General features: G+C 65.4%; 18 protein-coding genes, 1 other RNA gene and 1 pseudogene. 9 read left to right on the top strand and 11 right to left on the bottom strand.

All coding sequences use genetic code 11. The features are described 5' to 3' along the window. Positions 1-57: 57 nt before the first annotated feature. Positions 58-561, top strand: a complete 504-nt coding sequence (gene smpB, locus LMF57_RS08065; RefSeq protein ID WP_025878861.1) for an SsrA-binding protein SmpB — start codon at positions 58-60, stop codon at positions 559-561. Next, positions 561-989, top strand: coding sequence for a GNAT family N-acetyltransferase (locus LMF57_RS08060; protein ID WP_229291180.1), 429 nt, complete (start codon positions 561-563; stop codon positions 987-989). The genes smpB and LMF57_RS08060 overlap by 1 nt, the downstream gene beginning before the upstream one ends. A gap of 82 nt (positions 990-1071) precedes the next feature. Here the strand turns inward: LMF57_RS08060 and LMF57_RS08055 are convergent, their stop codons facing one another. Next, positions 1072-1644 carry a hypothetical protein gene (locus LMF57_RS08055; RefSeq protein WP_117310136.1) on the bottom strand — a complete coding sequence of 191 codons (573 nt, stop codon included), beginning with the start codon at positions 1642-1644 and terminating at the stop codon, positions 1072-1074. Between the two features lie 141 nt (positions 1645-1785). After that, positions 1786-2217: a GNAT family N-acetyltransferase gene (locus LMF57_RS08050; RefSeq protein WP_229291179.1), complete on the bottom strand. Its 432-nt coding sequence runs from the start codon at positions 2215-2217 to the stop codon at positions 1786-1788. A 163-nt stretch (positions 2218-2380) separates the two neighbouring features. Between LMF57_RS08050 and ssrA the strand changes: the two genes are divergently transcribed. Continuing rightward, positions 2381-2773, top strand: a transfer-messenger RNA (tmRNA) gene (ssrA, locus tag LMF57_RS08045). Between the two features lie 166 nt (positions 2774-2939). On the opposite strand, the gene LMF57_RS08040 is transcribed toward ssrA, so the two are convergent. Then, complete coding sequence (locus LMF57_RS08040) at positions 2940-3395, bottom strand: isoprenylcysteine carboxylmethyltransferase family protein (RefSeq protein ID WP_117310134.1); 456 nt, start codon at positions 3393-3395, stop codon at positions 2940-2942. A gap of 138 nt (positions 3396-3533) precedes the next feature. On the opposite strand from LMF57_RS08040, the gene LMF57_RS08035 reads away from it, so the two are divergent. The 4 genes from LMF57_RS08035 (at position 3534) to LMF57_RS08020 (ending at position 8793) form a co-directional block, all read left to right on the top strand. After that, positions 3534-5537, top strand: a complete 2004-nt coding sequence (locus LMF57_RS08035; RefSeq protein WP_229291178.1) for an alpha/beta hydrolase — start codon at positions 3534-3536, stop codon at positions 5535-5537. A gap of 65 nt (positions 5538-5602) precedes the next feature. Next, positions 5603-6583: a hypothetical protein gene (locus LMF57_RS08030; RefSeq protein ID WP_229291177.1), complete on the top strand. Its 981-nt coding sequence runs from the start codon at positions 5603-5605 to the stop codon at positions 6581-6583. A gap of 77 nt (positions 6584-6660) precedes the next feature. Further along, positions 6661-7533 (top strand): glyoxalase III HchA, encoded by an 873-nt coding sequence (gene hchA, locus LMF57_RS08025; RefSeq protein WP_208082420.1) that lies wholly within the window; start codon positions 6661-6663, stop codon positions 7531-7533. 405 nt (positions 7534-7938) lie between these two features. Next, complete coding sequence (locus LMF57_RS08020; RefSeq protein ID WP_229291176.1) at positions 7939-8793, top strand: endonuclease/exonuclease/phosphatase family protein; 855 nt, start codon at positions 7939-7941, stop codon at positions 8791-8793. A gap of 18 nt (positions 8794-8811) precedes the next feature. On the opposite strand, the gene LMF57_RS08015 is transcribed toward LMF57_RS08020, so the two are convergent. Further along, positions 8812-9075 carry a hypothetical protein gene (locus tag LMF57_RS08015; protein ID WP_229291175.1) on the bottom strand — a complete coding sequence of 88 codons (264 nt, stop codon included), beginning with the start codon at positions 9073-9075 and terminating at the stop codon, positions 8812-8814. Positions 9076-9215: 140 nt separating this feature from the next. Between LMF57_RS08015 and LMF57_RS08010 the strand changes: the two genes are divergently transcribed. Next, positions 9216-9593, top strand: a complete 378-nt coding sequence (locus tag LMF57_RS08010) for a VOC family protein (RefSeq protein WP_033830848.1) — start codon at positions 9216-9218, stop codon at positions 9591-9593. Positions 9594-9634: 41 nt separating this feature from the next. Here the strand turns inward: LMF57_RS08010 and LMF57_RS08005 are convergent, their stop codons facing one another. The 6 genes and pseudogenes from LMF57_RS08005 to LMF57_RS07980 form a co-directional block, all read right to left on the bottom strand. Next, entirely contained in the window at positions 9635-11056 is a 1422-nt protein-coding gene (locus LMF57_RS08005) for an efflux transporter outer membrane subunit (protein WP_229291174.1), read from the bottom strand. After that, positions 11050-11787: an SDR family oxidoreductase gene (locus LMF57_RS08000; protein WP_025878844.1), complete on the bottom strand. Its 738-nt coding sequence runs from the start codon at positions 11785-11787 to the stop codon at positions 11050-11052. The genes LMF57_RS08005 and LMF57_RS08000 overlap by 7 nt, the downstream gene beginning before the upstream one ends. Positions 11788-11850: 63 nt before the next feature. Next, the gene (locus LMF57_RS07995) at positions 11851-15021 is read right to left on the bottom strand and encodes a multidrug efflux RND transporter permease subunit (RefSeq protein WP_025878843.1); all 3171 of its coding nucleotides are present in this window, start codon (positions 15019-15021) and stop codon (positions 11851-11853) included. 127 nt (positions 15022-15148) lie between these two features. After that, positions 15149-16371 (bottom strand): annotated as a pseudogene (locus tag LMF57_RS07990) (efflux RND transporter periplasmic adaptor subunit). Positions 16372-16462: 91 nt separating this feature from the next. Then, positions 16463-17233: an SDR family NAD(P)-dependent oxidoreductase gene (locus tag LMF57_RS07985; RefSeq protein ID WP_208082415.1), complete on the bottom strand. Its 771-nt coding sequence runs from the start codon at positions 17231-17233 to the stop codon at positions 16463-16465. Continuing rightward, positions 17230-17457: a hypothetical protein gene (locus tag LMF57_RS07980; RefSeq protein ID WP_025878840.1), complete on the bottom strand. Its 228-nt coding sequence runs from the start codon at positions 17455-17457 to the stop codon at positions 17230-17232. Before LMF57_RS07980 ends, LMF57_RS07985 begins: the two co-directional genes overlap by 4 nt. 147 nt (positions 17458-17604) lie before the next feature. On the opposite strand from LMF57_RS07980, the gene LMF57_RS07975 reads away from it, so the two are divergent. Further along, positions 17605-18636, top strand: coding sequence for a LysR family transcriptional regulator (locus LMF57_RS07975; RefSeq protein ID WP_025878839.1), 1032 nt, complete (start codon positions 17605-17607; stop codon positions 18634-18636). Positions 18637-18825: 189 nt separating this feature from the next. Here the strand turns inward: LMF57_RS07975 and LMF57_RS07970 are convergent, their stop codons facing one another. Next, on the bottom strand, positions 18826-19521 hold the full coding sequence (locus tag LMF57_RS07970) for an OmpA family protein (protein ID WP_049470452.1): 696 nt from the start codon (positions 19519-19521) through the stop codon (positions 18826-18828). Positions 19522-19575: the final 54 nt, after the last annotated feature.

Here is a 19575-nt window from a genome sequence, read left to right as displayed (position 1 = left end):
GAATACAGGACGCTTCGGCAATCGACCGGGCGGGCCCGAATCGGAGACAATACGGAAATGAGCAAGAACACCGGCAAGGATAAAGCAAAGAGCGCGACGGCCAACAAGACCATCGCGTTGAACAAGCGTGCCCGTCACGAGTACCACATCGAAGACCGCTTCGAAGCCGGCTTGGCCCTGCAGGGCTGGGAAGTGAAGTCGATCCGCGCTGGCCGCGGCAACATCGTCGACGCCTACGCCTATGTGAAGGACGGCGAGATCTTCCTGATCGGCGCGCAGATCACCCCGCTGATCCAGGCCTCCACCCACGTGGTGGCCAACGACCGGCGCGAGCGCAAGCTGCTGCTGCACCGGAGCGAGATCGACAAGCTGGTTGGCAAGGTCGAGCGTGATGGCTACACGATCGTGCCCACCGCCATGTACTGGAGCAAGAACAAGATCAAGCTGGAAGTGGCGCTGGCCAAGGGCAAGCAGACCCACGACAAGCGCGATGCCGCCAAGGATCGTGACTGGGCGATCGAGAAGCAGCGGGTGATGCGTCGCGGCAACCGCGACGCCTGATGGAGCGCGCCGACGCTCCTGCGGCGGCCAATGCTGAAGACGCGCGCGAGCTGTGCGCGCGGTTGTCTGCGTTCAACCGCGCCAGCAGCGGTTTCAACTTCGAAGACGTACCGGTCCGGCTGGCCTGGCGCGATGAACAAGGTGAACTGCGCGGCGGACTGCTTGCCGATGTCTGCGCAGGTTGGCTGCAGGTGCATGTCCTGTGGGTCGACCCGGAACTTCGCGGGCGTGGCATCGGCCAGCGCCTGTTGGCGGACGCCGAGACCCGGGCCCGTGACGCTGGTGCGTGCGGAGTGATGCTCGACACCTTCGACTGGCAGGCCGAACACTTCTACCTGCGACAGGGCTACGAAGTGTTCGGGCGGCTCCCCGACTGCCCGCCGGGCCACGAGCGGATCTATCTGCGCAAGCTGCTGCCAGGCCTTTAGCCCACGGCACTTCCGTCGGCTTTCGAAGGACTGCGCCAGTCTGCCCCAGCACGGGGCATCGCCCACCGTTACGGGCAACGACTCAACCCGCCAGCAGGCCCTGCCCGCGCAGACGCGGTGACAGCGCCGCGTGCATCACCGCCAGGTGCATCACCACCGACAGCTCCGGGGCATGGCGATCATCACCGGCACGCCACTGCTGCGCCAGCCTCGCTGCGTCAACGGGCAGCAGGGCCAGCAACTGGGCGTCGTCCAGCGCGTCGGCGGAGGCCTGCAGCTGCCGCGCCAGTTGCCGCGACTGCCATACGTGCACGCCAATGCTGAGGCTGGCCAGCGACATCAGGGTCAGGGCCAGGCCATGTTCGAACCACTGTGACAGCACATCCGGGCCCCACAGGAGTGCGGCCAGTACCGCCAGGGCCGGCAGCCGCCATCCCAGCCAATGGAAGCGGCCACGCCGAGGCCAATGCACCACCACCGCACTGGCGATCAGCGCGGCTGCAGCCGTGGCCGGCAACTCGGTTGCCCAGGTTGCAGCCAACAACACCGCCAGCACCGCCCAGACCCAGCCGGGCGGCAGTGCCCGCCGCTGGTAATCGGCCCCTACCGGGCCAACCAGCTGACGCAGGCTGCGTTGTTGCATTGCTTCGGTCACCGGCCGTCTCCGTATCTATGCTGGCTGGAATGGTCGTAGCCAGTGTGTCGCAAATTCGTGCCCACGACGTTAGCAATCCGCTATGACGGAAGCTCTACAACATGTTGCGGATTGACGTGGCGACCGGCCGACGCCTGCCATTCACGCCGCGCCGAGATCCTTGCTGAGGAACACTCGGCTGGTCCCCGGCGGATCGCAGGGGACCTGGCCGAATACAGTCCAGCCATGCTTCACATAGAAGTCCGGCGCCTGGAAGCTGATGGTGTAGAGCACGGCGGAACGGCAGCCGCGCCGGCGCGCTTCCTCTTCGGCAGCGGCAAGCATCTGCGACCCCAGGCCATTGCCGCGCTGTGCGGGCGGCAGGTAGAACAGGTCGATGAACAACAGGCCCAGCGAGGTGCGCCCGCTCAGGCCACCCACCACTTCGCCGCTGGCCGGATCGGTGACCAGCACCGCTAGGGTGCGTCGATCGGCATGGCCGGCCGCCTGCAGATTGAACTGATCCAGGCCATCGGCAATCAGCTCCAGTGCTTGCGGGCTGGGGGCGTCGGTCACGGCGATTTCGAGCTGCATGCGGTCCATTCCCTGGGCGACTATCGGAACCGCCGATGCTAGCAGGCGACCTGCGGAAGCGGGTGACTGTTCAGGTTTTTTGGCGTAGCATGCCCAGCGTTGGGCAGGTACTGACCGTGGCGACACGGAACAGGCCTTGTACCTTGCAGAACTTGAAGAAACCGGGGGTGCATTGGTTTCGACGGGGGTTGTGAAGTCGCCTGGCGCATGCCGAGGGGGTAGCTTTCCTCGTAAATCCAGCTGCAAAACTCTAGTTGCCAACGACGACAACTACGCTCCGGTCGCTCTCGCAGCCTAAAAACTGCGGTGCGTGACCTTCTGCCGACTTAGGCGGAGCCTCGAAACTGCTTGTGTCCATGCTCGCAGCGTAGAGTCATTATCATGGAATCGCGCTGGGCGGCTGCCTGTCAGTCCGGCACTAGAACACAACAGGCTGGTTCCCGGGTGCGCTTTGCACACCGTGCTGCTCGGGGATGAGATTCAACGGTGAGCTAAGCATGTAGTGCTGGGGATGGAGTGCCTTCGGACGGCGGTTCAATTCCGCCCACCTCCACCATTTGTACCGCCCTTCGGGGCACGAAAAGCCAGATCTCCCGTCGATTGGGGTCTGGCTTTTTTGTTGGCCGTTTTTGCGCACAACGGCCGGGACTGGTCTACATCAGGCTATTGGCCAGGTCCATCCGTGACCGGGCCAATGATCGACGGAAGAGCCGGCGCAGGCACTACAGCCAGCGCCGGACCTGCTGCCGGAACGCTTTGTACTGGGCGCCGAAACGCTCGCCAAGAACGCGCTCTTCCGGATGGATCTGAAAGCGCGTGATGTACAGGACAAACATCGGCACCACTGCGAGTGCCAGGAGGTTCTGCAGATACAGCATGCCTCCCAGCAGGAACGCCGCTTGCCCCAGATACATGGGGTTTCGCGTATAGCGGTAGACCCCTCTGGTGATCAGCGCCGTGGATGATGCCGGCCGCATCGGATTGACCGTGGTACCCGCACGCTGGAATGCCAACTTGGGCAATAGGTTCATTATCAGCCCCGCGGCCATCACCGCCACCGCAGCCCACCATGGCGTGGGCAATTCCGCTGCGGGCAGCCAGCGGCTGAGGCCGAGACCGAGCAGACCGCACAGCAGCATTACAAGAGGTGGGGGAACACGGGTTTCCAGCAATCGCATCGGCCGTCCCGGCATCGGATCTCCGAGCCAGTGTCACATGCCGATGCCGGGTCCACATCGGCCGGCATGGAGCCACCGCAGGCCTGCTTCCGCGTTGACACGCCTGCCGCTAGAGTGGCGCCAGCGCAGGGAGTTGACATGGAAAGAACAGGCATCGGCGTCATCCGCTCCACCTTCGTCCTCATTGCCCTGCTCGCCCTGAGCGGCTGCGCGACACTGCGCCAGTTCGGCCCATCGGTGCAGGTGGGCACGGTCACGCCAGGACAGTACATCGCGCTCAAGCGCGGTGACATTCTCACCAGCGGCAAGCTCAGTTCGGCCACCATGGAGACCCTGCGCGTGGCCGGCCTGGACGAGGGCGCCTGTGCCAAGCCCGGCCTGCCCTGCATCGAGGCGATGGAGGGCAGCATCGTCGTCCGCGAGGAAGACAAGCGCTCGGCGCTGGCCGAACTGTGGGTGCAGCATGCGATGGCGATGCCGGCGCCGAAGCGCGAGTCGGCGTCGGTGGCCCGCAGCAAGGCCGCGACCGCCCCGCCCGACCCGACCTTCCAGCCGCGCCTGGATGCTTGGATGCAGATCGCGCGGCAGTCCTACGCATATCTGTTCTTCACCGAACGCACCGCCAACCAGCGTGGCTTCGAAGACCGCCAGACCCAGGTGCGCGACTACTACAACCTGGCCGTGCAGGAATCAGCCGTGCTGCTGTTCGAAGCCTATTCGAGCAAGCAGGTGCGCAACGACAACGGCCGGTTCCAGCTGGGACGCTGGACCTTCGTACTCGCGCCTGCCGACGATGGCCCGGCAGCGGACACGCGCGAGCCGCTGGAACTGGTACCGGCCGCATCGCTGTCCTTCACCGGTACCCTGCGCAGCGTGCATCGCCGCGATGGCTTCGGCGCCGAACTGGTGGCGGTGATGGCAGACCCGGCCAGCACCGGCCTGGCGGCCGCCGCCGCGGGTACCGTAACGACGGCCGAGCGCGACTGGAGCGAGATGCCGTCGCCGTCGATGACCGTGCTGTTGCGTTTTTCCGGCAACAACCTGTGGGAAGTTCTGCACGACGACGAGCCGGAACTGGAGATCCACGACCCCTACCAGGTGGCGGTGGTGGAACTGCACGGCGAGCAGGTGCCACTGGCGGCGAACTTCACCGCCGGTTACGCGCTGTGGCTGGCCCGCTCCAACTTCAGCCGGCAATCGCTGCGTACACTGTTCGGCGGCAAGGGCGGCATCGACAAGCCGCATCTGTTCATGATGCAGCCGTACGATCCGGACCGCCGTGTGCTGCTGATGATCCATGGCCTGGCCAGCAGCCCGGAGGCGTGGGTCAACGTGGCCAACGAGCTGATGCGTGACGATGAGATCCGCAGCGACTTCCAGATCTGGCAGTTCTACTACCCGACCAACATGCCGATCGCCCTCAGCCACGATGAGATCCGGCGGATCCTGCATGAGGCACTGCAGCACTTCGACCCAACCGGCAAGGCGCTGGCATCGCGAGACATGGTGGTGGTCGCGCACAGCATGGGCGGGGTGATTTCGCGGCTGATGGTGTCCTCCTCCGGCGATCATCTGGTCGACACCCTGCTGGCGACTGCGCAGATGACCCCGGCGCAGCGCGAACTGCTGCGTACGAAGGGCGCGCCGGTGCTGACATTCCAGCCGGAACCGGAAATCTCACGGGTGGTGTTCATCGCCACCCCACATCGCGGCACCGATGTTGCCGGCACGCGCCTGGGGCGCTGGCTCGGCCGCTTCGTGCGCCTGCCGCTGACCGTGCTGGAAGACGTTGCAACGCTGGCAAACGACGGCAAGGTCGAGCGCAACGATGACAAGCACGGCTACCAGATGAACAGCATCCAGAACCTGGACAAGGACGACGCCTTCGTCAAGGCCGTGGCCGATCTGCCGATATCGCCGAAGGTGCGTTACCACTCGATCATCGCGCGGGCCAAGGCGGAGGGTCCGCTGGAAAAGACCGATGACGGACTGGTCCCCTACTGGAGTTCGCACCTGCCGAAAGCCGTTTCAGAAAAGGTGATCGTGTCCGGTCACAGCGTGCAGGAGGCCACCCCGGCCATCGTTGAACTTCGCCGCATCCTGCATGAGGACATGGAGGCTCATCCTCTGCCGGCAAAGTAGCGCACGACTTACAGCAACCATGGCCCGCGCTTTCCCGACCGGGCCATCGACAACGAGGCAATGGAATGCATATCTCAACACTGGTCGAGCTGCTCGGCAGCAAGGGCTCGGATGCTCATCTGCAGGCATGGTTCGCGCAGCACGGCATCGGCAAGCCCCCGACCACGATCAGCGCGAACCAAGGGCAGAAGTCGGTCAAGGACAAGCTCCACGACATGGAGTTCTACTTTGCCTTCGACATCATCAACGATCGCTTCTATCCGCCCACCGTCGGAGCGCGTGGCAGCCTGCTGAGCCACTTCAAGTCCGCCACCCTGTTCAGTCGCCGGCCCAAGGGCAATCCGCCAAAGCCCGAAGGCTTCTGGGACGGATACGTGCAGCCATCAGCCACACTCCAGGACTGCCTGGCGTACTTCAACGGCCGGTTGGGAGAATTCGGCGACACCGCCTACTTTGAAAAGCCGCTTACCGGGGAGGTCGACATCAAGCTCTGGTTCTGCAAGCGCAGGCAGCGCGTGGACACCATCCAGCTCAATCTGCATGAGGACCGCGAGTTCATCGGCCATCATGATTTCGATCCTGGCAATGAACACAACACCACCCCGCAGGCGGCAACCCTGGTACTGAAGTGGCTGTTCGATCGCCGGCACCTGCGGGTGCCGCGGGCACTCTACGAGGCCGGGTTGGAGGATGATCACCAAGCGATCCTGCACTTTGCCGAGCAACATCTTGGCGACCACGTCTGGGCAGGCCAGCTTCACGATTCACCTGCGCTGCGCAGCGTGCTGGCCCACACCAGGACCACCCGCCCCCTGCAACTGGACAACGGCAGCCCGCTGCACCTGTTCGACAAGTGGCTGTACCTGAAGGCAGGCGGAGCATGGGAACGGCATCAGGCCCTCTACAACGACGACACACTGGCCGACTGGAGTGCGAGCGTGGATGCGTTCGAACGCGCGGTGGTGCTTGATGCCGCGCAGCGACAGGCTTTCCTGGCAATGCTGGACGACGCCTACCAGCGGGTTCAGCAAGCGCACCCTGCCTGATCGCATTGGGGAAATCCCTCATCGTGCGTACGCATCGCTCTGGCTAAGGTGACCACTCTCTTCCGCAGGAGGTCCGCATGAATACGTCAGAACCCAGCCGTCAGCCCAGCCCCGATCCGGCCGAGCGGGATGCGTTTTTCCCGTCGCCGTACTCGCTGTCCCAGTTCACTTCGGAAACCACCGATCTGTCCGGCGCGGACTATCCCGATGCCCGCCGTGACGGACGCTGGAAAGTGCTGATGATCGCCGCCGACGAACGCTATCTGCCGACCGCCAACGGCCACCTGTTCTCGACCGGCAACCATCCGGTGGAGACGCTGCTTCCGATGTATCACCTGCACAAGGCCGGTTTCGGCATCGACGTGGCGACGCTGTCGGGCAACCCGGTGAAGTTTGAATGGTGGGCGTTCCCACGCGAAGACCGCGAGATCGGCCGCCTGTACGAACACTACGAACCCCGCTTCCGCCAGCCTCTGCACCTGGACGACGTGGCGGGGGCACTCGATGCCGGTTCGGACTATGCCGCGGTGTTCATTCCCGGCGGTCACGGTGCGTTGATCGGCCTGCCGGAAAGCCGCGCGGTGAAGGCCACCCTGCAGTGGGCGGTGGACAATCAACGTCACATCATCACCCTCTGTCACGGCCCTGCCGCGCTGCTGGCGGCCGGCGTGGATGAAGCCGGTGGCGGTTCATTGTTCCGCGGTCATCGGATCTGCGCCTTCCCCGATGCGATGGACCGGCAGACCCCGGATATCGGCTACATGCCTGGTCAACTGCCGTGGTTCTTCGGTGAGCGCTTGGCCCAGCAGGGCGTGCAGATCGTCAACGAGGGCATCGATGGCAGCGTGATGCAGGACCGTCTGCTGTTGACCGGCGACAGCCCGCTGGCGGGCAATGCGCTGGGCAAGCTGGCTGCGCGCACCCTGCTGGATGCGTTGGCCGGTCGCTGAGAGGACAGGCACTTCCTACCGGCGCAGGCTGCGTGCTGCACAGGACCGCGCCTGTGTTCTGCCGCAGGTGCGGCGCCTTCGGCACCGGCAGATGCCGCCGAAGAGGTCGGCCTGCAGGAAGCGTGCGTGCCCTTCCGGGCCGGCTTCGGCATCCACCAGCGTTGCACGCTGTACGTGGTCCATGACGATGGCACCCGCGTGGCCAGCGACCACTACAACCGCAACGGGAACGGGAACGGGAACGGGAACGGGATGATGTACGACCCCTGATCGACCAGTGGTATCAGCCGGGCGGTCGCACGCCGTCCGCCCGGCCCTTGCAACCGCCCATCCCGGCATACCGCTGCCCTTGCCTTCCATGGCATCCTCCATGAAACCGCTTTCATGGAATGGAGGGATTCCACGATGTTGTCTCGCTTCCGCACGACCGCGCTCTGCGCACTCCTGGCTTTTGCACTGCCCGCCGCCACCTGGGCAGCATCGCCCGCGCCGTTGAAGGTGATGTCCTTCAACGTACGCACCCCTGCCGACACCGACCCCGGCAAGCGCTGGGAGGACCGCCGCGACGCCATGGTCAAGGTGATCCAGCAGGCACACCCAGCCGTGATCGGCACCCAGGAGCTGGTGCAGGAGCAGGCCGATTACCTGGCCGAGCACCTGCCCGACTATCGCTGGTTCGGCGAAGGCCGCCGCGGTGGCAGCGGCGACGAACACATGGGCGTGTTCTACGACAGCAAGGTGCTGGCGGTGGAAGAATCAGGCAACTTCTGGCTGTCCGATACGCCCGAGGTTGCAGGCAGCATCAGCTGGGGCAACCTGTTCCCGCGCATGGTCACCTGGGCCGTGTTCCGCCGCTTGGATGATGGCCGTCGCTTCTACTTCATGAACACCCACCTGCCCTACCGCGACGAGGACGAGCCGCGCCGGATCAAGGGAGCCGAACTGATTGCCACACGCGTGGCCGCGCTGCCTTCCGACCTGCCGGTGGTACTGACCGGTGATTTCAACAGCGAGCCCGGCGGCGGCACCTATCAGGCCTTCACCCGGGTGCTTCAGGACACCCGTCGCCAGGTCAAGTCGCCGCAGGGTCCGCGCCTGACCTTCCACAACTTCACAGGAACGGCGACCGCCGAGCTGGACTGGGTGCTGGTGCGTGGCTTCCACGCGCGCAGCTTCCTCACCGATGACCGCCGCATCGACGGCGTACTGCCCTCCGACCACTTCCCGCTGGTGGTTGAGCTGGACTGGCCGAAACACTGAGCAATGCGGCGACCCTCGCTACGGCGACGGTCGCTTGCCCAGCAGGCGGTACAGCGCCTGGTGCTGGTCGCGCGCCTGGCAGATGCGTGCGCCTACGGCAAGGAACACCGCAATGCCGACAAGGCCAGCACCCAGCATTGAATCGGGCAGGCGCACGAAGCCGATCACCGCGGCCATCGCGGCCAGTACCAGCAACACCACCACGCCGACCGACAGCCCGGCCCCCGGCAGGCCGGGATCACCGAGCAGCGTCCGTTGCGCCGATGGCTTCTGTTCGCTCATGTCCTGTCCTCCTGTGCTTTTCCCCACTAGTTACACGGCGGGCGCCACTTCGGGCAGAGTCAGAAACGTCACAGCGGCGAGAACGCCCTCGGCAGCCCACGCGCTACCCTGCCAGCATCCTCGTTGAGCGGAGACAACGCATGACCCATCGCAGCCGACTGGCCGGGTTCATCATCGATTGCCAGGACACACCCGCCGCAGACAGCGCGCGCTTCTGGGCCGCAGCGCTGGGCCTGCAGGCCGAGCCCGCCCGTGCTGAAGGCGACGCAGAGTATGCCGATCTGACAGGCGCGCCGGCGGGATTGAACGTGGAGGTGCAGCGGGTCGATCACCCGTCGCGGGTGCATCTGGATATCGAAAGCGACGACATCGATGCCGAAGCCGAAAGGCTGGAAAAACTCGGTGCCCGCCGGGTCGGTTTCGTCAAACGCTGGTGGGTGATGGAAGCGCCCACCGGTCATCGTTTCTGCATCGTGCGCATGCGTGATCACGATGCTCCGGCCAACCACTGGCCATGATGAAAAAAGGGACGGAAGCAGATGCTTCCGTCCCCTGTCGATCAGCGCGCCTGCGCCACGCTCGGCGCCTGCGGTGACTGGCCCCAGCCACCGAGTGCCTTGTACACACCCACGACACTGACATTGACCTCTGATTCGGCGGCCGCCAGTGCATCATCGGCCACCAGCTGCGTGCGCTGCGCGTCCAGCAGGGTCAGGAAGTCCTCCGACCCTTCGCGGTAGCGGATCTGCGCCAGCGATTCGGCACGCCGCGCCGCCTGCGCCTGCTCGACCACGATGGCCAACCGTGCCTGCTGCTTGGAGTAGCGGGTCAACGCGTTCTCAGTGTCTTCCAGCGCCAGCAGCACCGCCTGTTCGTACTGCGCGGCCACGCCTTCGGCCTCGGCCTTGCTGGCACGCAGGCGTGCCTTGACCGTACCGAAGTCGAATGCCGCCCAGCTCAACGACGGGGTCAGCGACCAGGCCTTGTTGTTGCCGTTGACCAGGCCACTGGCATCGCCGCCGAGGAAGCCGACGAAACCGGACAGCGACAACCGCGGGAACAGATCGGCCGTGGCAACACCGACACGCGCGGTGGCGGCAGCCAGGCGACGCTCGGCCACGCGCACGTCGGCACGCTGGCGCAGCAGTTCGCGGGTATCACCCAGCGGCAGTGCCTTGGCAAACGCCGGCACTTCGTGCGGTGCCAGCATGGCGGTCAGCACCTCCGGACGCTGGCCAAGCAGGACAGCCAACCGGTTGCGCGACTGCGTCTCGGCCACTTCCAGCAGCGGGATGTCGGCCTCGATGGCCTTCAACCGTGCGCGGCTGCTCTGCACGTCCAGTTCGCTGCCGGCACCCAGTTCCCAGCGCGCCTCGGTCAGCCGCTGCGTATCGCGCAGGTTGACCAGGGTGCGCTGGGCCACCGCGATGCGCTTCTGGGTGCCACGCAGTTCGAAGTAGTTGCGCGCCACTTCGGCAGCGATCAGCACCTGCGCGTCGGCAAGGTTGGCCTGCTCGGCGTCCAGGTCGGCACGCGCGGCCTCTGCAGCACGGCGCTTGCGGCCGAACAGATCCAGCTCCCAGCCCGCATCGAAGCCGAGCTGGTAGCTTTCACTGAACACCCGCTGCCCACCCAGCCGCGGATCGGGTTGCTTGCGGCGGTCGTAGCTGCCGCCAGCGGTAACGTGTGGCGCCTGGTCGAAGCGGCTCTCGACAAACACGGCACGGGCCTGGCTGACACGGGCGACAGCCACGCGCAGGTCCAGGTTGTCCGACAGTGCACCGTGCACCAGTTCTTCCAGCACCGGGTCATCGAACTGCGCCCACCAGCTGGCCACCGGCGAGGCGGTGCTGAAGACCGGCTGCTGTGCACCCTGCAGGACGACGGGCTCCTGCACCGGTGCCTTGTAGTTGGGGCCGACGCTGACACAGCCCGCCAGCACCAGGCTGGAGACGGCCATCGCCAGGGTGCGGATCACCATGGCAGCACCTCGCCCAGGTAGGTGAAGCTGCCGCTGGCGCCGGACTCGCCGATCAGCGCCATCTGCACGCTGGAACGCGCGCCCTCGGCGATTTCGATCTCGCCGTTGCCACCGTTCATATCGGTTTTCACGTAGCCGGGGTGCACGGTGTTGACCTTGATCGGCGTACTGCGCAGTTCATGGGCCAGGGCCAGGGTCCAGCTGTTCACCGCGGCCTTGGACGCGTTGTAGGCCGGGATCTTGAAGTCGTAGATGCCCGAGGTCGGATCGGCATGGAGGGTCTGCGAGCCGAGCATGCTGGAGACGTTGACGATGCGGCCGGACTTGGCCTGCTTGATCAGCGGCAGGAAGGCCTGAGTCACCGCCACCAGCGCATACACGTTGGTCTCGAACGTGCGACGCCAAGTGTCCAGCGACTGCTCCGACGGCAGTTGCGCTGGGTTTTCGATCATGATGCCGGCGTTGTTGACGAGGATGTCCAGACGACCATGGCGCTGACGCACCTGCTCGACCGCCTCGGCGATGCTGGCGCCATCATTGACGTCCAGCTGCAGCGCTTCCACCGGCAGGCCCTCGGCCTGCAGCTTCAACGCCAGTTCCACTGCGGTTTCGCGCTTGCGTCCGGCCAGCAGCGTGTGCACGCCGGCCTGTGCCAGCTGGCGCACGGTTTCCAAGCCGATGCCGCGGGTTGCGCCGGTGACCAGCGCGATCTTGTTCTGATGGGTGTTCATGGATTCGTTGCCTTGGTAGGGGGAAGCGGGCGCCGGTGATTGCCGGCGCCGCTGTTTTCCATGTCAGTGATGGATGGTCGGCTCGCCGTGCTGCACCAGCTGGCCACCACCGTTGCGGGTGACGAACTTGCGCAGTGCCACGTAGAACACCGGGGTCAGGAACAGGCCGAACAGGGTCACGCCCAGCATGCCGGCGAACACCGTGATGCCGGTCACCGAGCGCACTTCGGCGCCAGCGCCATGCGACAGCACCAGCGGCACGGTGCCGGCGATGAAGGCGATGGAGGTCATCACGATCGGGCGCAGACGCAGGCGGCAGGCTTCCAGTGCCGCTTCGACGATGCCCTTGCCGCCCATTTCCAGCTCTCTGGCGAACTCGACGATCAGGATCGCGTTCTTGCACGCCAGGCCCATCAGCACCACCAGGCCGACCTGCACGAACACGTTGTTGTCGCCGCCGGTCATCCACACGCCGAACAGCGCCGACAGCAGGGTCATCGGCACGATCAGGATCACCGCCAGCGGCAGCGACCAGCTTTCGTACAGCGCGGCCAGCACCAGGAAGGCCAGCATGATCGCCACCGGGAACACGATGAAGGCCGCCTTGCCCTGGGTCGCCTGCTGGTAGCTCAGGTCGGTCCATTCGGTCGCCATGCCCACCGGCAGCACCTTGGCGGCGATGGCGGTGAGGTTGTTCATCGCTTCGGCCGAGGACAGCACACGCGGGTCGGCTTCACCGGCCAGGTCAGCGGCCGGGTAACCATTGAAGCGCAGCACCGGGTCCGGACCGTAGGTTTCCTTGACGGTGACCATCGAGCCGATCGGCACCATCTCGCCACGGTCGTTGCGGGTCCGCAGCTTGCCGATGTCTTCGACGCTGTCACGGAACTGGCCATCGGCCTGCGCGATCACCTGCCAGGTACGTCCGAACTGGTTGAAGTCGTTGACGTAGGCCGAACCCAGGTAGGTCTGCAGCGTGTCGAACAACTCGGTCAGCTGTACGCCCTGGGCCTTGGCCTTGACACGGTCCACCTCGGCATCCAGCTGCGGCACGTTGGCCTGATAGCTGGTGATCGGGAAGGCCATGCCCGGGGTCTGCGCAACCGCACCCTGCATCGACTGCACCGCGTTCTGCAATGCGCCATAGCCGAGGTTGCCACGGTCCTGGATGAACATCTGGTAGCCGTTGCCGTTACCGAGGCCGAGGATCGGCGGCGGCATCATGGCGAAGGCGAACCCTTCCTGCAGGCCTGCGATCTTCTGGTTGATCTCCGCATTGATCTGCGCCGCGGTACGGCCATGGCGCTCGCTGAACGGCTTGAGCGGAATGAACGCAACACCGGTGTTGGGCGTGTTGGTGAACTGCAGGGCATTCAGGCCCGGGAACGAAATGGTGTGCGCCACGCCGTCGGTTTCCTGGGCGATCTTGGCGACCTTGCGCAGCATTTCATCGGTACGCGCGATCGACGAACCCTCCGGCAGCTTCACACCGGCGATCAGGTACAGCTTGTCCTGGGTCGGAATGAAGCCCGGCGGCACCAGCTTGAAGATGAAACCGGTACCGACCAGCAGCACCGCATACACCACGAACACCGCACCACGACGACCGAGGATCTTCGACACGCCACGCTCGTACTTTTCCGAGCTGGACTTGAAGAAGCGGTTGAACGGACGGAACACCCAGCCGAACAGACGGTCGATGATGCGGGTCGGGGCATCCTTCGGCGCGCCATGCGGCTTGAGCAGGCGGGCCGCCAGGGCCGGCGACAGGGTCAGCGAGTTGATCGCCGAGATCACCGTGGAGATGGCGATGGTGACCGCGAACTGCTTGTAGAACTGACCGGTGACGCCCGACAGGAACGCCATCGGCACGAACACCGCACACAGCACCAGGGCGATGGCGATGATCGGCCCGGACACTTCGCGCATCGCCTGATGCGCAGCGGCCAGCGGGGTCAGGCCTTCTTCGATGTTGCGCTCAACGTTTTCCACCACCACGATCGCGTCATCGACCACGATGCCGATCGCCAGCACCAGGCCGAACAGGCTCAGCGTGTTGATCGAGAAGCCCAGCAGGTACAGCGCGCCGAACGTACCGACGATCGACACCGGCACCGCGATGAGCGGGATGATCGAAGCACGCCAGGTCTGCAGGAACAGGATCACCACCAGCACCACCAGCGCGATGGCTTCCAGCAGGGTGGAGACCACGGCCTTGATCGAGTCGCGCACGAAGATGGTGGTGTCATACACCGCTTCGTACTTCACGTCGGCCGGCATGGTTTTCTGCATCTCGTCCATGCTGGCCATCACCGCATCGCGGATTTCCAGCGCATTGGCGCCGGGGGCCTGGAAGATACCGATACCCACCGCGTTCTTGCCGTCCAGCTGCGAGCGCAGCGTGTAGTCACCGGCACCCAGTTCGACACGGGCCACGTCCGCCAGCCGCACCACTTCACCGTCGGTGCCGCTCTTGAGCACGATGTCGCCGAACTCCTGCTCGCTGCGCAGGCGGCCCTGGGCATTGATCAGGGTCAGGAACTGGCTGTTGGGCATCGGCTCGGCGCCGAGCTGGCCGGCCGAGACCTGCACGTTCTGTTCGCGCATGGCGCGCACCACGTCGCTGGCGGTCAGGCCGCGCGCGGCCACCTTGTCCGGGTCCAGCCAGGCGCGCATGGCGTAGTCACCACCGCCGAAGATCTGCGCGTCGCCGACGCCCTGGATGCGTGCCAGCGCGTCCTTGACGTGCAGGCGGGCGTAGTTGCGCAGGTACAGGGTGTCGTACTTGCCGTTGGGCGAGGTCAGGTGCACCACCATCAGGAAGGTGGGTGACTGCTTCTGGGTGGTCACGCCTTGCCGGCGCACATCCTCGGGCAGTCGCGCCTGGGCCTGGGCGACACGGTTCTGTACCTTCACCGCCGCTTCGTCCGGGTCGGTGCCCGGGCGGAAGGTGATGGTCATCTGCAGCACGCCATCGGAACCGGCCACCGACTTGAGGTAGATCATGCCCTCAACGCCGTTGATGGCCTCCTCCAGCGGGGTGGCCACGGTTTCGGCGATCACCTTCGGGTTGGCGCCCGGGTAGACCGTGCGTACGACCACCGACGGCGGCACCACTTCGGGGTACTCACCGATGGGCAGCATCGGAATCGAGATCAGGCCTGCGGCGAAGATCACGATCGACAGCACCGCCGCGAAGATCGGCCTGTCGATGAAGAAACGGGAAAAGTCCATGGAAGAATTCCTGGAAAAGGCCGTCGGCGGGCAACAGCCGCCCTGCCCCTCGCCAATCTGGCGAAGGCAGTGACGGCTGCCGCTGGCACCGGCAGCTAAGCGGGGACGCGGATCAGGAGCCGGCGGATCAGTGGTTCAGTGCGGCAGTTGCATCGCGACCCGGCGCCGGCGCAGCGGTGGGCTGCATCGCCACCGCCTTCGCCTGCACCGGCATACCGGGCATGAAGACCTTCTGCACGCCATCGATGATCACCTTGTCACCAGCGGCCAGGCCCTGCTCGACGATGCGCAGGCCTTCGGCGGTGCGGCCGAGGCGGATGTCACGGCGCTGGGCCTTGCCATCCTTGTCGACCACATAGACGTACTTGCGGTCCTGGTCGGTCAGCACGGCCTTGTCGTCGATCAGCATGGCCTGGAACTGGCCGCTGCCGAGCAGCTGCACGCGGGCGAACAGGCCCGGGGTGAACTGGCGATCGGCGTTGTCCAGCAGCGCGCGGACGCGGATGGTGCCGGTGCTGCGGGTCACCTGGTTGTCGAGGAAGTCGACCTTGCCCGAGTGCGGGTAGCCTTCTTCACCGGACAGGCCGATCTTCACCGGCAGCTCGCTGTCGCGCTCGCTCGGGCGCTCGCCCTTGCGTGCCATCTGCGCATAGCGCAGGAAGGTGCTTTCGTCGGCATCGAAGTACACGAACACCGTATCCAGCGAGACCAGCGTAGTCAGCACGCTGGCGCTGTCGCCGGCGGTGACCAGGTTGCCGGCGGTGACCATCGCCCGGCCGGCACGGCCGTCGATCGGCGCACGCACCTTGGTGAACTCCAGGTTGAGGCGGGCGGCATCCACCGCGGCCTGCGCAGCCTGCACCGCCGCACCGGACTGGTCGGCGGCCGCACGACGCTGTTCGGCGGTCTCGGTGGAAATCGCCTGCTGTTCGGCCAGGCGCTTGGCACGCTCGGACTCGCTGCGGGCCAGCACTGCCTGGGTACGCGCACGGGCCAGTTCGGCGTTGGCGCGGTCGTACTCGGCCTGGTAGCTGCGGGCATCGATGGTGAACAGGACGGCGCCCTTCTTCACTTCTTCGCCTTCAACGTAGTTGACCTTGTCGATGTAGCCGGACACGCGCGGGCGCAGCTCGACGCTCTGCACGGCCTCGACGCGACCGCTGAACTCGTCCCACTGGCTGACCTGCTTGAGCAGCACGGGGGCAGCTGAGACCTGCGGCGGGGCGGCGCGCCGGCTTCTTCGGCATGGCCACCGCTGCAGGCCGCCAGGACGGCGGCAGCGAGGATCGACACGCCAGCCATCGCGATGCGATGACCGAAACGATGTGGAGTGGTATTGGGGGAAGTCATGGCATGCATCCGTACGGAGGGGTGGTACAGCTATTTGAGAATTGCTATCAACTTTCGGCGGCGTATCCTGCGACCTCAACCAAAGTCGAGGTCAAGCAACGCCTGCGGTGTCGCGCCACAGCGGCGGTATTTCCAGGTGCAGCAGGCCGCGTGGCAGTTCGGCATCACTGCTGTCGCAACGGACGATTGCGCGGTTGTCGCGGCACCCGTCGAGCAGGGACACCACGCGGCGACCGACCAGCAGTGAACTCGGCCATTCAATACAGGCGTTGGCAGCGTTGGCCGGCGTGCAGACCGGACTGCACACTTCCAGCATCTGCGCGCGTACGCCCACGGCCTGCGCTTCCTGGTGCACCACCTGCGCGTACATGCGCAGCGCGGCGGTGGTGATCGAGGTCTCGCCATAGCCTGCCCAGGGCTTGAGCCCGGCCGGGCTGCCGATCATCACGTAGCGGCGGGCGTGCACGTTGTTCTGCAGCAGCGGCAGCAGGTGGTGCACTGCGTGCACATGCGGCATCAGGTCCGCCTGCAATGCCGCCGACAGGGCGTCACCGCCACGCTCGACCACGCGGCCACGGTTGTACGGGCCGCCCATCGCGGCAACCACCGCTGCCAGCGGGCGGGGGCGCTGCGCCACGCGTTCGGCCAGCGCACGTGCCGAACTGTCGTCGCTGAGCGAGCCCAGCATCGTCTGCAGGCCCGGCTCATCAGCGAACTGCTCGTGCAACGCCGCCAGGCGGCCGGGATCGCGGCCGACCACCAGCACGGGGCTGCCGGCCTCCAGCAATGCACCGACCACACCCTGGCCCACGGCACCGGTGCCGCCGAGAACCAAGACCTCGGGCGTCAGAATCCCATTCACGGGACATTTCCTCCCAAATCCGGGATAGTCCCGATTCGGCGCAGCCGGTCACCCTTGTGCGAGGCAAGGTGCAAGGCACCGCCACGCTGCTGACGCATGGGTGCGGTAAACTCCCGAAAATCCTTGTTAACCAAGGAGCTGGGACGGGATTCAACGGTCATTGCCAGGTCCAGGGCGTTCTGGCCGGCAATCCGGAAGCGGGCAAGAATGTTGCGCAGGCTCATGGCGGACGGGCTCCAATTAGCGAATGGCGCCACGATAGACCTCAAACCCCTACTTGATTAGTCCTGATTAAGGGGAATAATCATCCCGTCCCCGGTCCAATCGTTCTGTCACGATTGCCCCATCCCCGACGTCCAGGATCCCTGACCATGTCCCACGATCTCAACGAGACGCTGATCTTCGTCAAAGTGGTCGAGCAAGGCAGCTTCATCGCGGCTGCCAAATCGCTCGGCCTGCCCAAGACCACGGTCAGCCGCAAAGTGCAGGAACTTGAGACGCGCCTCGGTGCGCGCCTGCTGCACCGGACCACGCGCCGCCTCGGCCTCACCGAAGCCGGTTCGATCTATCACGAGCACTGCCAGCGCATCGCGCGCGAGCTTGAAGAGGCTGAAAGCGCGGTCAGCCAGCTGCAGTCCGGTCCACGCGGATGGTTGCGCTTCACCGTGCCCTATTCGATCGGCATCACCTGGATCGCACCGCTGCTGGGCCAGTTCCATGCGCAGTACCCGGAAATCCGCCTGGACATGCACATGGGCAACGAGAAGCTGGACCTGATCGCCGGTGAGGCCGATCTTGCCCTGCGCGTGGGTGCCCTGCCCGATTCCAACCTGGTGGCGCGCAAGCTCGGCAGCCTGCGCACGCAGGTATTCGCCAGCCCGGCCTACATCGAGCGCTACGGCGAGCCGCTGCATCCGGAAGAGCTGCAGTTCCACCGCATCCTGGCCATGCGCAAGCCGTACCACACCGGCAATTCGCCACGCTTTACCTGGCAGCTGGGCGAGAACGGTGGCGAGCTGCGCGACTTCCCGGTGACGCCGCTGATGACGGCCAACGACATGTCTGCGCTGAATGGCGCGCTGGTGTGTGGCGAAGGCCTGCTGCTGACCGGCGACGTGATGGCCAAACCGTTCGTCGAGTCGGGCATGGTGCGCCGTGTTCTGGCCGGCTGGACCGGCCCGGAAGTGGATTTCAACGCGGTGTTCGCCGGTGGCCGGCTGGTCTCGCCGAAGGTGCGCGCGTTCGTCGATTTCCTGGTGGAAAAGCTCAACTTCGATGCCAACTACATGCTGGCGCAATGCCCCGGTGCGAAGCTGGCGCGACAGCAGCAGGAGCAGGAGGAAGCGGCGCTGGCGAGCAGCGGCAAGCGGATCCTGGAGAAGGTGGCTGCTTCGGCGGCGTAAGCTTAAGCTGCAGCGATGCCGCCTGTACCCTGCTCCTGGATCGCCTCCGGTGGATGCCGACCTTGTGGTCGGCATGGCTCTCCACATGGGCAATCGGCGTGCCGAGCACGCTCGGCACCTACAGAAAATGCCGCCTGCGAGGGCGGCATTTTCGTTCCGGCTGCGGCGGACCGGCAATAACGCTATGCGTTATTGTTTGAGAGGAATCACGCGGATTTCGACGCGACGGTTCTTGGCACGGCCGGCATCGGTGCTGTTGTCAGCGATCGGGTAGGCCTTGCCAGCACCCAGGGTTTCGATGCGCACGCTCTGCACGCCCTGGCCGATCAGGTACTGCGCCACCGAATCAGCACGTTCCTTGGACAGGCGGTTGTTGACCGCGTCGCTGCCGATGCTGTCGGTGTGGCCGACCACTTCGATCATGGTCTGGTTGTACTCGCGCAGGGTGCCGGCAACGCCATTGAGCGAACCGTAGAACTGCGGCTTCAGTGCCGACTTGCCGAAGTCGAAGGTGATGCCGTCGGGCAGGTTCAGCATGATGTTGTCGCCCTGGCGCTCGACGTCGATGCCGGTGTTGGCGGTGCGCTCACGCAACGCGCGCTCCTGGCGATCCTGGTACTGGCCCACCGCGGCGCCACTGAGGGCACCGATACCGGCACCGATCAGCGCATGCTGGCGACGTTCGGTCGCGCTGTCGCCGGTCAGCAGGCCGGCGGCCACGCCGATGGCGGTACCGATCAGGGCATTGCGGCCGGTGCGGTTCTGCTGCTCGGTCGGGTTGCCATACGGGTCACTCTGCACATAGGAGCCGCCGGTGGCGCAGGCCGACAGGACGGCCGCACTCATCAGGGCCAGTGCGACGTTGCGGGTGGTGTTGCGGATCATGGTGTTCTCCTTGGTTTCCGGTCGGGCCGGCGGCTTGCGGGCGGAAACGAGGAT

This window comes from Stenotrophomonas sp. SI-NJAU-1 (assembly GCF_020883215.1).
Taxonomy (GTDB): Bacteria; Pseudomonadota; Gammaproteobacteria; order Xanthomonadales; family Xanthomonadaceae; genus Stenotrophomonas; species Stenotrophomonas indicatrix.
Note: the sequence above shows the minus strand (reverse complement) of the source record. Positions and strands in the feature narration are given on the sequence as shown.